The organism is Streptomyces sp. NPDC048290 (assembly GCF_040652095.1).
Taxonomy (GTDB): domain Bacteria; phylum Actinomycetota; class Actinomycetes; order Streptomycetales; family Streptomycetaceae; genus Streptomyces.
On sequence record NZ_JBEZLM010000008.1, the window covers coordinates 1 to 14,448 of the forward strand.

The 14,448-nt window shown below is 71.1% G+C and carries 11 protein-coding genes; 5 read left to right on the forward strand and 6 right to left on the reverse strand.

Annotated features, from left to right (window positions below):
• Positions 1 to 274 precede the first annotated feature (274 nt).
• Positions 275 to 1,141: a 3-methyl-2-oxobutanoate hydroxymethyltransferase gene (gene panB, locus AB0D49_RS15365; RefSeq protein WP_362756957.1), complete on the reverse strand. Its 867-nt coding sequence runs from the start codon at positions 1,139 to 1,141 to the stop codon at positions 275 to 277.
• 192 nt (positions 1,142 to 1,333) lie between these two features.
• On the opposite strand from panB, the gene AB0D49_RS15370 reads away from it, so the two are divergent.
• The 3 genes from AB0D49_RS15370 to AB0D49_RS15380 all read left to right on the forward strand — a co-directional run bounded on the left by AB0D49_RS15370 (position 1,334) and on the right by AB0D49_RS15380 (position 4,968).
• Complete coding sequence (locus AB0D49_RS15370) at positions 1,334 to 2,923, forward strand: MFS transporter (protein ID WP_362756960.1); 1,590 nt, start codon at positions 1,334 to 1,336, stop codon at positions 2,921 to 2,923.
• Between the two features lie 136 nt (positions 2,924 to 3,059).
• Positions 3,060 to 3,695, forward strand: coding sequence for a TetR/AcrR family transcriptional regulator (locus AB0D49_RS15375; protein ID WP_362756963.1), 636 nt, complete (start codon positions 3,060 to 3,062; stop codon positions 3,693 to 3,695).
• A gap of 232 nt (positions 3,696 to 3,927) precedes the next feature.
• Positions 3,928 to 4,968 carry an endonuclease/exonuclease/phosphatase family protein gene (locus AB0D49_RS15380; RefSeq protein ID WP_362756966.1) on the forward strand — a complete coding sequence of 347 codons (1,041 nt, stop codon included), beginning with the start codon at positions 3,928 to 3,930 and terminating at the stop codon, positions 4,966 to 4,968.
• Positions 4,969 to 5,078: 110 nt separating this feature from the next.
• On the opposite strand, the gene AB0D49_RS15385 is transcribed toward AB0D49_RS15380, so the two are convergent.
• From AB0D49_RS15385 to AB0D49_RS15395, 3 genes are all read right to left on the reverse strand, one after another.
• Positions 5,079 to 6,833, reverse strand: a complete 1,755-nt coding sequence (locus tag AB0D49_RS15385) for an NAD+ synthase (protein WP_362756970.1) — start codon at positions 6,831 to 6,833, stop codon at positions 5,079 to 5,081.
• Positions 6,834 to 6,934: 101 nt separating this feature from the next.
• Positions 6,935 to 7,567, reverse strand: a complete 633-nt coding sequence (locus AB0D49_RS15390) for a DUF305 domain-containing protein (RefSeq protein WP_362756973.1) — start codon at positions 7,565 to 7,567, stop codon at positions 6,935 to 6,937.
• Positions 7,568 to 7,577: 10 nt separating this feature from the next.
• Positions 7,578 to 8,243 (reverse strand): DUF3105 domain-containing protein, encoded by a 666-nt coding sequence (locus tag AB0D49_RS15395; RefSeq protein ID WP_362756976.1) that lies wholly within the window; start codon positions 8,241 to 8,243, stop codon positions 7,578 to 7,580.
• 308 nt (positions 8,244 to 8,551) lie between these two features.
• On the opposite strand from AB0D49_RS15395, the gene AB0D49_RS15400 reads away from it, so the two are divergent.
• A complete protein-coding gene (locus AB0D49_RS15400; protein WP_362756979.1) occupies positions 8,552 to 9,913 on the forward strand; it encodes a glutamine synthetase family protein in 1,362 nt (453 codons plus the stop codon).
• Positions 9,914 to 10,169: 256 nt separating this feature from the next.
• Here the strand turns inward: AB0D49_RS15400 and AB0D49_RS15405 are convergent, their stop codons facing one another.
• Both AB0D49_RS15405 and AB0D49_RS15410 read right to left on the reverse strand, forming a co-directional pair.
• On the reverse strand, positions 10,170 to 10,622 hold the full coding sequence (locus tag AB0D49_RS15405; RefSeq protein ID WP_362756982.1) for a VOC family protein: 453 nt from the start codon (positions 10,620 to 10,622) through the stop codon (positions 10,170 to 10,172).
• A gap of 37 nt (positions 10,623 to 10,659) precedes the next feature.
• Positions 10,660 to 11,172, reverse strand: a complete 513-nt coding sequence (locus AB0D49_RS15410) for a pyridoxamine 5'-phosphate oxidase family protein (protein WP_362756985.1) — start codon at positions 11,170 to 11,172, stop codon at positions 10,660 to 10,662.
• A 187-nt stretch (positions 11,173 to 11,359) separates the two neighbouring features.
• On the opposite strand from AB0D49_RS15410, the gene AB0D49_RS15415 reads away from it, so the two are divergent.
• Positions 11,360 to 14,353: a bifunctional [glutamine synthetase] adenylyltransferase/[glutamine synthetase]-adenylyl-L-tyrosine phosphorylase gene (locus AB0D49_RS15415; protein ID WP_362756988.1), complete on the forward strand. Its 2,994-nt coding sequence runs from the start codon at positions 11,360 to 11,362 to the stop codon at positions 14,351 to 14,353.
• The last annotated feature ends 95 nt before the right edge of the window (positions 14,354 to 14,448 follow it).

Genomic DNA, 14,448 nt, shown 5'->3' on the forward strand with positions numbered 1-14,448 from the left:
GTGGGCGGGGTGTGCCGGATGAGAGGAGGGTCTACGGGACGACAGGGGGCCGGGCGCTACTCCTTGACCCAGCGCCCCTGAAAAGCACGTCGGCGCCGATGCCCTTCTTTTAGGGGTGCGGGGAACTGCGCGACCAGCCACGATGCACCCGCACTCACCCACACACCTCTGCCCCCCCCAAAAAAAAGAGGCGGACGGCCCGCCGACGGGGGATGATCGGCGGGCCGTCCGTGGGGGTGGTGCGGAAAATGGTCAGTTGGAGCGCGGGCCGGGCTCAGTGAACCGAGTGCTCCCCGGAGGGGAACGTCCCGCCGACGACATCCTCCGCGAACGCCCTCGCCGCACCCCCGACGACATCCCGGAGGGCCGCGTACTGCTTGACGAACTTCGGGACCCGGCCGCCCGTCAGTCCCAGCATGTCCGTCCACACCAGTACCTGCGCGTCCGTGTCCGGCCCCGCGCCGATCCCGACCGTGGGGATCTGGAGCGTCCGTGTCACCTCCGCGGCCAGCTCCGCCGGAACCAGCTCCAGCACCACCGCGAACGCGCCCGCGTCCTGCACGGCCTTGGCGTCCCGCAGCAGTTGGGCCGCCGCCTCCTCGCCGCGCCCCTGCACCCGGTAGCCCATGGCGTTCACGGACTGCGGGGTGAGGCCGATGTGGGCCATCACCGGGATCCCGGACTCCACCAGCAGCTCGATCTGCCGGTGCGAGCGCTCACCGCCCTCCAGCTTGACCGCGCCGACCCCGGCCTCCTTGACCAGCCGGGTAGCCGAGCGCAGCGCCTGCACCGGACCCTCCTGGTAGGAGCCGAAGGGCAGGTCGCCCACGATCAGGGCGCGTCCGGTGCCGCGCACCACGGCGGCGGACAGCATGGTCATCTCGTCGAGGGTGACGGGCACCGTCGTCTCGTAGCCGAGGTGGCAGTTGCCCGCCGAGTCGCCGACGAGGAGCACCGGGATGCCCGCCTCGTCGAAGACGGACGCGGTCATCGCGTCGTAGGCGGTCAGCATGGGCCACTTCTCGCCGCGCTCCTTGGCGAGCGCGATGTCACGGACGGTGATGCGCCGGGTGCTCTTGCCTCCGTACAGCGCTTTGCTGCCGTCGGAGGAGGCGGCACGGGCAGCCGAGAGCTGCGTCATGTCAACGGCTCCTTCAAGTCATCTCCAGGCGCCCTTACGGCGTCCCGGGATATCCCCTCCATGGTGGCACCTCGACCCCGGGAGGACCAGGGGACCCTCGTCACGTCCCGCCCCGGAGCCCGACGTAAGAACCCGGTAAAAGATTTACGATACGGCACGGTCTCGTATCGTAAAGCGCCTACGCTCGCCCCCATGACTACTCCCGCGCTCCCCGCCTCGCGCGTCCCGGCCGAGGTGCACCGGCGCCGCTGGGCGATTCTGGCCGTGCTCATGCTGAGCCTGCTGATCGTGGTGCTGGACAACTCGATCCTCAATGTCGCCGTCAAGACCATCTCGACGCCCGCCCCGACCGGACTCGGTGCCACCCAGAGCGAACTGGAGTGGGCGATCAACGCCTACACCCTGGTCTTCGCGGGACTGCTGTTCTCCGCCGGGCTGCTCGGCGACCGGCTGGGCCGTAAGAAGGTGCTGCTGGGCGGGCTCGCGGTGTTCGGCATAGGTTCGGCGCTGGCCGCCACCGCCGGTTCGCCGGGCGAACTGATCGGCTTCCGCGCGCTGATGGGACTCGGCGCCGCCTTCGTGATGCCGGCCACCCTCGCCGTGCTGATGAACGTCTTCGAGCGGGACGAGCAGCCCAAGGCCATCGGCATCTGGGCGGGCGGGGTCGGTCTGGCCATCGCCATCGGCCCGATCACCGGCGGAGTGCTCCTGGACCACTTCTGGTGGGGCTCGGTCTTCCTGGTGAACGTCCCGATCGTGATCCTCGCCGTCGTCCTGATGCTCTGGCTGGTCCCCGACTCCCGCGACCCGAAGCCGGGCCGCGTCGACCCCATCGGCGTCGGCCTGTCCGTCGTCGGCCTGGTCCTGCTGGTCTACGGCATCATCCGGGGCGGCGAACTCGCCGACTTCACCGATCCCACCGTGCTCGCCACCGTCGGCGCCGGACTCGCCGTCCTCGTCCTCTTCGTACTGTTCGAGAAGCGCAGCGACCATCCGTCCATCGACATCGGCTACTTCAGGAACAAGGTGTTCTCGGCCGCCATCGCGGTCATCGCGCTGGTCTTCTTCGCGCTGATGGGCGTGACCTTCTTCTCGGTCTTCTACACCCAGAGCGTGCGCGGCTACTCCCCGCTGGAGACCGGACTGCTGCTGCTCCCGCTCGCCGTCGCCCAACTGCTCTTCGCCCCGCGCGCCCGGCTGGTCGTGGACCGGATCGGCATCCGCGCCACCACCACCGGCGCCATGCTGCTGATCGCCGCGATGCTCGGCGCGTTCGCCACCCTGGACGCCGACACGCCGATCTGGGTCCTGGAGGTCGTCTTCTTCCTCATGGGCACCGGCATGGCGCACATCATGACCCCGATCAGCGTCGTCATCATGCAGGCCCTGCCCCGCGAGAAGGCGGGCTCCGCCTCCGCGCTCAGCAACACCTTCCGCCAGGTCGGCGGCGCGCTCGGGATCGCCGTGCTCGGCTCGGTGCTGTCCACCGCCTACCGCAGCAGCATCGAGGACTCCCTCACCGCCCTCCCGGCCGGACTGCGGCACACCGCCGGGGAGTCCATCGAGGCCACGCTCGCCGTCGCCGCCCGGCTCGGCCCCCGGGGCGACGCCCTGATCACCCCCGCCAACGACGCCTTCCTGCACGCCATGCACCTCACCGCGCTGTGCGGCGCGGGCGTGGCCCTGGTCGGTGCCCTGGTGGTGGCCCTGTGCCTGCCGGGCCGCGGCACGCCCGCCCGGCAGCAGGACAAGGAGACGGAGCTGGTGGCGGCCGGAGAGTGAGGAAACGGAGGACGGGACACCACCGGGGGACGCGGCATAGGACAATCACCGCGGACCCACGGGACGCGCGGCACCGCACCGCACCTCATCGACATCGACGCGGACGCGGCCCGGAGAACCCGGAGAACGGAGTGATGTGAGCAGCCTCGCAGGCGACCGGCCGACCCCCGGCGGCGGCGCTCCCAAGGGACGCCCCCGCAGCGAGGCCGTGGAACGCGCCATCCTGGAGGGCGCCATGAAACTCCTGGAGGACGGCGTCCCGCTCGCCGAACTGTCCATCGAGCGGATCGCCCGCACCGCGGGCGTCGGCAAGGCGGCCATCTACCGCCGCTGGAGCGGCAAGGAGGAGCTGTTCGTCGACGTGGTGCGGGCCGCCGAGCCCGCCGAGCCCCCGCTGCCCGGCACCTCCATGCGCGACGACCTCGTGGCGCTGCTGGAGGCGCTGCGCCGCCGCGGACTGGCCAACCGCAGCTCGGCGATCCTGCACAACGTCCACGCCCAGATGAAGACCAGCCCGCGGCTGTGGGAGGAGTACCACAGCGCGGTCGTGGCACCCCGGCGCGACCTCACCCACGAGGTGCTGCGCCGGGGCCAGCGCGACGGCGAACTCCGCCGCGATGTCGATCTGGACCTCCTCGGCGATCTGATCATGGGCCCCATGCTGGTGCGCGCGGTGATGCACCCCGACGGGGAACTGCCCGAACGGCTCGCCGAGGAGATAGTGGACACACTTCTGGCCGGATTGCGGCCGTCCGCCCCGGCGACGGACTGACCGCGCCCCTCCGTACCGGCCCCCGGAACACCGACGTTTCGGGCATCGCCATGTGAGCGTTTCGTCACAGAGCACATGATTCGGGCGGAGCGCCGGAACGCGGGACCGACGCTTGTGCGTCATCGTGCCCATACGGCCGTCGCGGGACGGCGGGCTCAGGGCCGATCATCGCCTAGTGTCTTTCAGGACACGGGGAGATGACGGTGTGCACGGCAGGTAGCGAGGCGACAGTATGGCGCAGCAGGCGTATGTGACGGAGACGGCGGACGGTGACGGCTCGGGCCCCGAGCAGCGCAGAACTCGGCTCCAGCGTCTGTTCGACGGCTGGCGCGACGGCCGCAAGGTGTGGCGGCGGGGCATCGTCCTCGCCGTGTTCGCGGTGCTGATCGCCCTGGTGATGGCGGTGCACGCGCGGATCCCCAACCGGGTCGGCAACCTCGGCAGTCTGATCGAGACGTTCCTGCCCTGGCTGGGCGTCGGCGTACCCGTGCTGCTGGTGCTCGCCCTCGTCCGCCGCTCGGCCACGGCGCTGATCGCCGTACTGGTCCCGGCGGTCGTCTGGTTGAACCTCTTCGGCGGGCTGCTCACCGACAAGTCCGCCACCGGCGGCGATCTGACGCTCGTCACCCACAACGTCAACGCCCAGAACCCGGACGCGTTCAGCACCGCCCGGGACGTGGCCGCCTCCGGTGCCGACGTGGTCGCCCTGGAGGAGCTGACCACGGACGCCGTCCCCGTCTACGAGAACGCGCTCGGCGAGACGTACGAGTACCACTCGGTGCAGGGCACGGTCGGGCTGTGGAGCAAGTACCCGCTGTCCGGCGCCCGGCCGGTGGACATAGGGCTGGGCTGGACCCGCGCCATGCGGGCCACGGTCGCCGCGCCGGGCGGGCAACTCGCCGTCTACGTCGCCCATCTGCCGTCCGTCCGGGTCAAGCTGGAGGCCGGGTTCACCGCCCGTCAGCGCGACACCAGCGCCGACGCCCTGGGCGAGGCCATCTCCGCCGAGAAGATCCAGCGGGTCGTGCTGCTCGGCGACCTCAACGGCACCATGAACGACCGGGCGCTGAACGCCGTCACCGCGCAGTTGCGGTCCACGCAGGGCGCGGTGGGGGACGGGTTCGGGTTCAGCTGGCCGGCCGCGTTCCCGATGGCCCGGATCGACCAGATCCTGGTCAGGGACGTCGAACCGATCAGCTCCTGGACCCTCCCACAGACCAGCAGCGACCACCTCCCGGTAGCCGCGCGGGTGGACCTGTCCACCGGGTCGTGACCCGGGGGACTGGTCCGTAGGGGCGCTGGGGGTACCCCCCGGGGGGAGGAACTGCGCGAAAAGCGACCACCGGCCCGCACCCGGAAACGGCGGCGGCACCCCCGGTCCCCCTACGCCGTCTCCCGCCACCCGTTCGTGATCGGAAGCCGCCGGTCCTTCCCGAACCCCTTGGGCGAGATCTTCGTCCCCGGCGGATACTGCCGCCGCTTGTACTCCGCCGTATCCACCATCCGCAGCGTCTTCGTCACCAGCCCCGCCTCATACCCCGCCCCCACGATCACATCGGCCCCGGCGTCCCGGTCCACATACAGCTCGAGGATCCCGTCCAGCACGGAGTAGTCCGGCAGGGAATCCGTGTCCACCTGCCCCGGCCGAAGCTCCGCGCTCGGCGGCTTCGAGATCGAGTTCTCCGGAATCGGCGGCGTCTGCCCCCGCTCCACCGCCGCCCGGTTGCGCCACTCCGCGAGCCGGAAGACCGCCGTCTTGTACAGGTCCTTGATCGGCCCGTACGCCCCCACCGAGTCCCCGTACAGCGTCGAGTACCCCACCGCCAGCTCCGACTTGTTCCCCGGCGCCAGCACGAGGTGCCCCTCCTGGTTGGAGATCGCCATCAGCGTGGTCCCGCGCAGCCGCGACTGGAGGTTCTCCTCGGCCAGCCCGGTCAGCCCCAGCGCGGACATGTACGCATCGAACATCGGCTCGATCGACACCGTACGGAAGTTCAGCCCCGTCCGCCGCGCCAGCTCCGCCGCGTCCCCCTTGGAGTGGTCGGAGGAGTACATCGACGGCATGGACACCCCGTACACCTGCTCCGCCCCCACCGCGTCGCACGCGATCGCCGCGACCAGCGCCGAGTCGATCCCGCCGGACAGCCCGATCAGCACCGACCGGAAGCCGTTCTTCGCGACATACGCGCGCAGCCCCACGACCAGCGCCGAGTACACCTCCTCGGCGTCGTCCAGCCGCTCCGCGTACCCCCCGGTGTGGACCGGCTCGTACGCCGGGACCGGGTCCTCGGAGAGCACCACCCGCTCGATCCGCAGCCCGTCGTCCACCACGCCCTCGGGCGCGTCGGCGCGCGCCGCGGGCAGGTCCAGGTCCAGCAACATGCACGCCTCGGCGAACTGCGGGGCCCGCGCGATCACCTCGCCGCCCGCGTCGACCACGATCGAGTCGCCGTCGTAGACCAGCTCGTCCTGCCCGCCCATCATCGCCACGTACGCGGTGACACAGCCCGCCTCCTGGGCGCGCTTGCGGACCAGCTCAAGGCGGGTGTCGTCCTTGTCCACCTCATAGGGGGAGGCGTTGATCGAGACGAGCAGGCCCGCGCCCGCCGAGCGCGCCGCGGGCACCCGTCCGCCGTCCTGCCAGAGGTCCTCGCAGATCGCGAGGGCCACGTCCACGCCGTGCACCCGCAGCACCGGCATGGTGTCGCCCGGCACGAAGTAGCGGAACTCGTCGAAGACGCCGTAGTTCGGCAGGTGGTGCTTGGCGAAGGCGAGGACCACCTCACCGCCGTACAGCACCGCCGCCGCGTCCTGCGGGGCACCGGCGGGCTGGCCGTACTTCGGCTGGGCGGTCTCCGAGCGGTCGAGGTAGCCGACCACCACCGGCAGCCCGCCCAGATCCTCGGCGGCGAGCCGCGCCGCCAGCTCCCGCAGCGCCGCGCGCGACGCCTCGACGAAGGAGGAGCGCAGCGCCAGGTCCTCCACGGGATACCCGGTCAGCGACATCTCCGGGAACGCCACGAGATGCGCTCCCTGCCCGGCCGCGTGCCGGGTCCACTCCAGGATGCGGTCGGTGTTCCCGGCGAGGTCGCCGACCCGGGCGTCGATCTGGTTCATCGCGAGGCGTAGTTGAGGCACGGACCTCAGTGTAATCGTCAAAGCGACGCGATGGGGGGTGCGCAGGGTGTGTGCCACCCCACGCCACCCCGAAGCGCCCCCACTGAAGCCGCCCGGAGTGTTTAGGACAGGTCGGCCTCCGCGCCCCGCTCCCGCAGCATGTCCGCCATCAGGTCGATCTCCGACTGCTGCCCCTGGACCATGCCCTGCGCCAGCCGCTTCTCCGCGCCCACCACACACCGCGACACACAGCCCTCGGCCATGTGGATACCGCCCTGGTGGTGCTCGGTCATCAGCTGGAGATAGAAGATCTCGGCCTGGACGCCGTTCAGCCGCCCGAGCTTCGCCATCTGCTCGTTCGTGGCCATGCCCGGCATCAGCGAGCCCTCGCCCGCACTCGGCATGGACCCCATGTCCATCCAGGTCATCGGCGGGTCGGCGGACACCTTCGGCAGCCCCCACAGATCCAGCCAGCCCAGCATCATGCCCCGCTGGTTGGCCTGGGTCTGCGCGATGTCGTAGGCGAGCCGCCGTACATCCTCGTCGTCGGTGCGGTCGCGCACGATGTACGACATCTCCACCGCCTGCTGGTGGTGGACCGCCATGTCCCGGGCGAACCCGGCGTCCGCCGAGTCCGCGGCCGGCGACTCGACGCCCGGGTTGTCGTCCCCGGCGACCGCGTAGGTGATCGCCCCGGCCGCGACCAGCGCCGCGGTGACCGTCCCGGCGATCCAGCCCGCCTGTGCCCGCTTCATCACCGCCGCCTCACTGGGGCAGCCCGCCGGTGCAGGCGGCGCCCGGCTCCGGCGTCTGCTCGCCCTGCACGAACTTCTCCAGGAACGCGGCCAGCTTCGGGTCGTCCGCCCCGGTCACCGTCCGCTGGTACCCCCAGGCGCTCAGCATGATCGGCGCGGCCTGCTCCTCGGCCGGGCTCATCAGCGTGTACGGCGTGGCCTTGACCTTCGCCGCCAGCGCCGCCACGTCCGCCTTGGGCGCCTTGCTGGTGTACGTCACCCAGACCGCCCCGTGCTCCAGCGAGTGCACGGCGTTGACCTTGGGGATCTCCTTCTCGTAGACGTCCCCGTTGCAGTTCATCCAGACCTGGTTGTGGTCACCGCCGACCGGCGGCTCCATCGGGTAGTCCACGTCCCCGGAGACATGGTTCTGGGTGAGCTTGGTGTCCCACTTCTGGACGCCGTCCGCGTCGGCGACGAACGCCCCGGCGTTCTTGGCGTCGCTCGCCGTGTCCGCGGAGTCGTCGGACTGCGACCGCACCAGCACCACACCGCCCACCACCAGCGCGGCCACGACCACCACACTCGCGGTGACGGTCAGGACGCGGGTGCGCCGCTCGCGGGCGCGCTCCGCCCGGCGCAGCTCCTCTATCCGGGCCTTGCGCGCCGCGCTGTCTCTGTTCTTGGCCGAGCCCATGGGGGGTGCCCTTCTGGGAGGTGGTGCGGGAAAGAACGACGGTCGGGTCAACTGATCGTAGTGGGATTCCCGGGACGGCCGTACCGCACCCGCCCGGCGGACCATTACGGATGCCGGGGCGAGGAGGCAAGATGGGCGGCAGAGCGCGGTACGCGCCGTCTTCATGGCGTTCAGACCCGGGTCGGCGGGGCGATCGAGGTCCGCAACGCGCTGGAAACGGTGTTGTGGTGTGATGCTCAGGTGCCCGACCACCTGTTCCGGTCCGCCCGGGGCGGATGGCCTGACCAGCAAGGATGGGGAAGCGGAAGATGGACAAGCAGCAGGAGTTCGTGCTCCGTACGTTGGAGGAGCGCGACATCCGGTTCGTGCGCCTGTGGTTCACCGACGTTCTGGGCTTCCTCAAGTCCGTGGCCGTGGCCCCCGCCGAGCTAGAACAGGCGTTCGATGAAGGGATCGGGTTCGACGGCTCCGCCATCGAGGGCTTCGCCCGGGTCTACGAGTCCGACATGATCGCCAAGCCGGACCCCGCCACCTTCCAGGTGCTGCCCTGGCGCGCCGAGACCCCCGGCACGGCCCGGATGTTCTGCGACATCCTGATGCCCGACGGCTCCCCGTCCTTCGCCGACCCGCGCTATGTCCTCAAGCGCGCCCTGGCCCGCGCCTCCGACCTCGGCTTCACCTTCTACACCCACCCCGAGATCGAGTTCTTCCTGCTCAAGCACAAGCCGGTCGACGGCTCGGTGCCCACCCCCGCCGACAACTCCGGCTACTTCGACCACACCCCCACCAATGTCGGCATGGACTTCCGCCGCCAGGCGATCACCATGCTGGAGTCCATGGGCATCTCGGTCGAGTTCTCCCACCACGAGGGCGCCCCCGGCCAGCAGGAGATCGATCTGCGCTACGCCGACGCGCTGTCCACCGCGGACAACGTGATGACGTTCCGGCTGGTGATGAAGCAGGTCGCGCTGGAGCAGAACCTCCAGGCCACGTTCATGCCGAAGCCGTTCTCCGAGCACCCCGGCTCGGGTATGCACACCCATCTCTCGCTCTTCGAGGGCGACCGCAACGCGTTCTACGAGTCCGGCGCCGAGTACCAGCTCTCCAAGGTCGGCCGCTCCTTCATCGCCGGGCTGCTGCGGCACGCCGGGGAGATCTCCGCGGTCACCAACCAGTGGGTCAACTCCTACAAGCGGATCTGGGGCGGCTCCGAGCGGACCGCGGGCGCGGGGGGCGAGGCCCCGTCGTACATCTGCTGGGGGCACAACAACCGCTCCGCGCTGGTGCGGGTCCCCATGTACAAGCCGGGCAAGACCGGGTCGGCGCGGGTCGAGGTGCGCTCGCTCGACACCGGCGCGAATCCGTATCTCGCGTACGCCGTGCTGCTCGCCGCCGGTCTGAAGGGGATCGAGGAGGGGTACGAGCTGCCGCCGGGGGCGGAGGACGATGTGTGGGCGCTGTCCGACGCGGAGCGGCGGGCGATGGGGATCGAGCCGTTGCCGCAGAATCTCGGCGAGGCGTTGTCGCTGATGGAGCGGAGCGATCTGGTTGCCGAGACGTTGGGGGAGCATGTGTTCGACTTCTTCCTGCGGAACAAGCGGCAGGAGTGGTTCGAGTACCGGTCCGAAGTGACGGCGTTTGAGCTCCGCAAGAATCTGCCGGTTCTGTGACGCCGGGTTGTTCGGGTGAGGGCGTTTCTGGCGCCTGAGGGGGTGGGGCGCGGGGTGGTCTGGCGGGTTGCTCGCCGTCGTGGCTGGTCGCGCAGTTCCCCGCGCCCCTAAAAGACAAGGCCCTCGCCGCTCCTGTGCCTCAGAACGGCGAGGTCCCCCCGCGCCTCGGAAAGACAGGGCCCTCGCCGCTCCCGTGCCTCAGAACGACGAGGTCCCCCGAGCCCCGGAGGACAAGAGCTCTCGACCCCTACGCCTCCTATCCCTCCCTCTCCGCTGCCTGGACCGTGAGGAGGGTGTGCAGGGGTTCCGCGGCGCGGCGGCGGTACTCCTGGATGGACCAGGCGTTGCCGTCCGGGTCCTTGAAGTACATGAACGTGGCGCCGTCGTCAGGGGCGTACGTCACCGGCTCGGAGACCTCCAGGCCCCGGGCGACCAGTTCCGCGTGGGCCGCCTTGATGTCGGCCACGCAGAGCTGGAGACCCTGGTACGAGCCCGGCGCGGGCGCGGTCTGGCCCTCCGCGAACTCCCAGATCGCCTCGCCCAGGGCGATCGAACAGCCCGAGCCCGGCGGGGTCAGCTGGACGATCCTCATGCCCGGCATGACCTCCTGGTCGATGTCGACATGGAAGCCGACCTTGTCGCGGTAGAAGTCCCGCGCCCGGTCGATGTCGCTCACGGGCAGGGGGATCACTTCCAGGGTGTATTCCACAGCCGTTTCCTCCGGGTCGTGGCCGTCGATGGACGGATCAGTCGAACCGCCAGCGGGTCTGGCTGAACGGCTCCCCCTTACCGAAGCCGAAAACCGTGCCCGGCGCCACCGAGAAGACGAACGCGTGTCCCGGCCCGTGGTGGAAGCACCCGTCGGCCACCTCGAAGTGCCAGAAGCTGCCGTACTTGGCCTCCCAGGCCGCCGCCAGCTCACGCAGCCAGTCCTCGTCGGTGACCCGGACCGCCTCGCCCTCGTACACCAGGTCGTAGCCCTGGTCCCAGGTGTTCGCGCCCGTGGTGAGGACGACATGCGGGTTCTTCGCGAGATTGCGGGCCTTGCGCTCCTCGGGGCCGGTGCAGAAGTGCAGGGCGCCGCCGGACCAGACCGCCGGGAGCGGGGTCACATGCGGGCGCCCGTCGGGCCGTACCGTCGAGATCCAGAACAGCTCGGCCGCCGCCAGCCGCTGTTCCGCCTCCGCCCAGGGCACGGCGGTGGCCGTCGGGTCGCTGTAGCGGCCGTCCAGCCTGGTCTCGGGCGTGCGGTCGGTCATGGCTGCCTCCGGGGTCGGGGTCGGTGTCGGGGGCGCGGTCTCTTCCGGGACGGGACCCCCGTCCCCGTCCCGGAGGAGACCTGTCCCCCTCCCTCAGGCAGACCCCGGAGCGTGCCGGAACTCATCGGCGCTTCCCGTACCCGCTCCGGTTAGGCTCAGAGGACGTTGATCCGGACGGGAGGGCACGATGACGCCGGGGCGCAGAAGCAGTACCTTCACTCGGCTGCTGCGGCACGGCTTCACCGACCCCTCCGCCGCGGAGCGGCTGCTCGACGGCCCGGAGCTGGCGGCGGTCCGCGACGACCCGGTGCTGCTGGAGGCGCTCGGCGCCACCGCCGACCCCGATCTCGCCCTGCACGGACTGGTCCGGCTGCTGGAGGCGCAGACCGAGCCCGCCGGGCGCCGGGAACTGCTGGACACCCTGATCGCCGCCAAACCGCTGCGCGACCGGCTGCTCGGGGTGCTGGGCGCGTCCGAGGCGCTCGCCGACCATCTCGCCCGGCACCCCGGCGACTGGCAGGAACTGGTCACCTACGAACCCCGGGACCTGCACCCGGGCGTCGCCGAGTTCGAGCGCGGGCTCGCCGAGGCCACCGACCCGGTGTCACTGCGGGTCGCCTACCGGCGCTGTCTGCTCTCCCTCGCCGCCCGGGACGTGTGCGGCACGACCGATCTGGCGCAGACCGCCGCCGAACTCGCCGACCTGGCCACCGCCACCCTGCGCGCCGCGCTCGCGCTGGCCCGCGCCGCCGCCCCCGAGGACGCGGCGCTGTGCCGGCTCGCGGTGATCGCCATGGGCAAGTGCGGCGGCCATGAGCTGAACTACGTCTCCGACGTCGATGTCATCTTCGTCGGCGAGGCCGCCGGGACCGCCGACGAGGGCAAGGCGCTGCGGGCCGCCACCAAGCTCGCCTCGCACATGATGCGGATCTGCTCCGAGACCACCGTCGAGGGTTCGATCTGGCCGGTGGACGCCAATCTCCGCCCCGAGGGCCGTAACGGACCCCTGGTGCGCACCCTCAGCAGCCATCTCGTCTACTACCAGCGGTGGGCCAAGACCTGGGAGTTCCAGGCACTGCTGAAGGCCCGCCCGGTGGCCGGGGACATCGAGCTGGGCGCGGACTACGTGGAGGCGCTCCAGCCGCTGGTGTGGCAGGCCGCCGAGCGGGAGAACTTCGTCACCGACGTGCAGAAGATGCGCCGCCGGGTGGTGGAGAACATCCCCGCCGACGAGATCGACCGCGAGCTGAAGCTCGGGCCCGGCGGTCTGCGGGACGTCGAGTTCGCCGTCCAGCTGCTGCAACTGGTGCACGGCCGCTCCGACACCACCCTGCGCTCCGGTACCACCCTCGACGCCCTCCAGGCGCTGGCCGCCGGCGGCTATGTCGGCCGGGCGGACGCCGTCCAGCTCGACGAGTCGTACCGCTTTCTGCGCTCCATGGAGCACCGCATCCAGCTGTACCGGCTGCGCCGCACCCATCTCGTCCCGGTCGAGGAGGCCGACCAGCGCCGTCTGGGCCGCTCGCTGGGGCTGCGCACCGACCCGGTCGCCGCGCTGAACCGGGAGTGGAAGCGGCACACGGCCGTCGTCCGGCGGCTGCACGAGAAGCTGTTCTACCGCCCGCTGCTCGACGCGGTCGCCCAACTCGGCCCCGGCGAGGCCCGGCTCAGCACCGCGGCGGCCCGCGAACGCCTGGTCGCCCTCGGCTACGCCGACCCCGCCGCCGCCCTGCGCCATCTGGAGGCGCTCGCCTCCGGCGTCACCCGCAAGGCCGCCATCCAGCGCACCCTGCTGCCGGTGCTGCTCGGCTGGTTCGCCGACTCCGCCGACCCGGACGCGGGCCTGCTCAACTTCCGCAAGGTCTCCGACGCCCTTGGCAAGACCCCCTGGTATCTGCGGCTGCTGCGCGACGAGGGCGCCGCCGCCGAGAACCTGGCCCGGGTCCTGTCCGCCGGGCGCCTCGCCCCCGACCTGCTGATGCGCGCCCCGGAGGCGGTCGCCCTGCTCGGTGACGGCGCCGGACTCGCCCCACGCCCCCGCGCCCATCTGGAACAGGAGATCATCGCCGCCGTCAGCCGCGCCGACAACGCCGAACACGCGGTCGCGGTCGCCCGAGGCGTCCGCCGCCGCGAACTGTTCCGTACGGCCGCCGCCGACATCGTCGGCTCCTACGGCACCGAGGCCCGGCCCGCCGAGGCCGACCAGGGCGCCCTGGTGGACCGGGTCGGCGCCGCCGTCTCCGACCTCACCGCCGCCACCCTGGCGGGCACCTTGCGCGCGGTCGTCCGCCAGCACTGGGGCGCCGAACTCCCCACCCGCTTCGCCGTCATCGGCATGGGCCGCTTCGGCGGACACGAACTGGGCTACGGCTCGGACGCCGATGTCGTCTTCGTCCATGAGCCCCGCGACGGGGTCGGCGAGGAGGAGGCGGCCAGGGCCGCCAACAAGGTCGTCGCCGAGATGCGCCGCCTGCTCCAGATCCCCAGCACCGACCCGCCCCTGCTGATCGACGCCGACCTGCGCCCGGAGGGCAAGTCCGGCCCCCTGGTCCGCACCCTGAAGTCCTACGAGGCGTACTACCGCCGCTGGTCGCTGGTGTGGGAGTCACAGGCGCTGCTGCGCGCCGAACAGGTCGCCGGGGACCCGGACCTGGGCGCCCGCTTCCTCGCCCTGATCGACCCCCTGCGCTACCCGAAGGCGGGCCTCACCGAGGACGCCGTCCGCGAGATACGGCGTCTGAAGGCCCGTATGGAGTCGGAGCGGATGCCGCGCGGCGTCGACCCCAAGCTGCACACCAAGCTGGGCCCCGGCGGTCTCTCGGACGTCGAATGGACCGTCCAGCTCCTCCAGATGCGGCACGGCGCGCATGAGCGGTCCCTGCGCACCACCCGCACTCGCGAGGCTCTCGCCGCCGCCCGCGAGGCCGCCCTGATCAGCCCCGAGGACGCCATGACCCTCGACGAGTCCTGGGTCCTGGCCACCCGCGTCCGCAACGCGGTGATGCTGGTCCGCGGCCGGGCGGGCGATACCTTCCCGACGGACACCCGGGAACTGGCCGCCGTGGGCCGCTACCTCGGCTACACCTCCGGCCACGCGGGCGACATGCTGGACGCCTACCGCCGCACCACAAGAAAAGCCCGCACAGTAATGGAATCAATCTTCTACGGAACGGAACCCTAAGAAACCCGCCGGGGGACTGTCCCCCCCCAGGGGCGCGGGGAACCGCGCACAGCACACAAACAAAGGGCCCCTAGAAATCACGGGGAGCGGGAGAA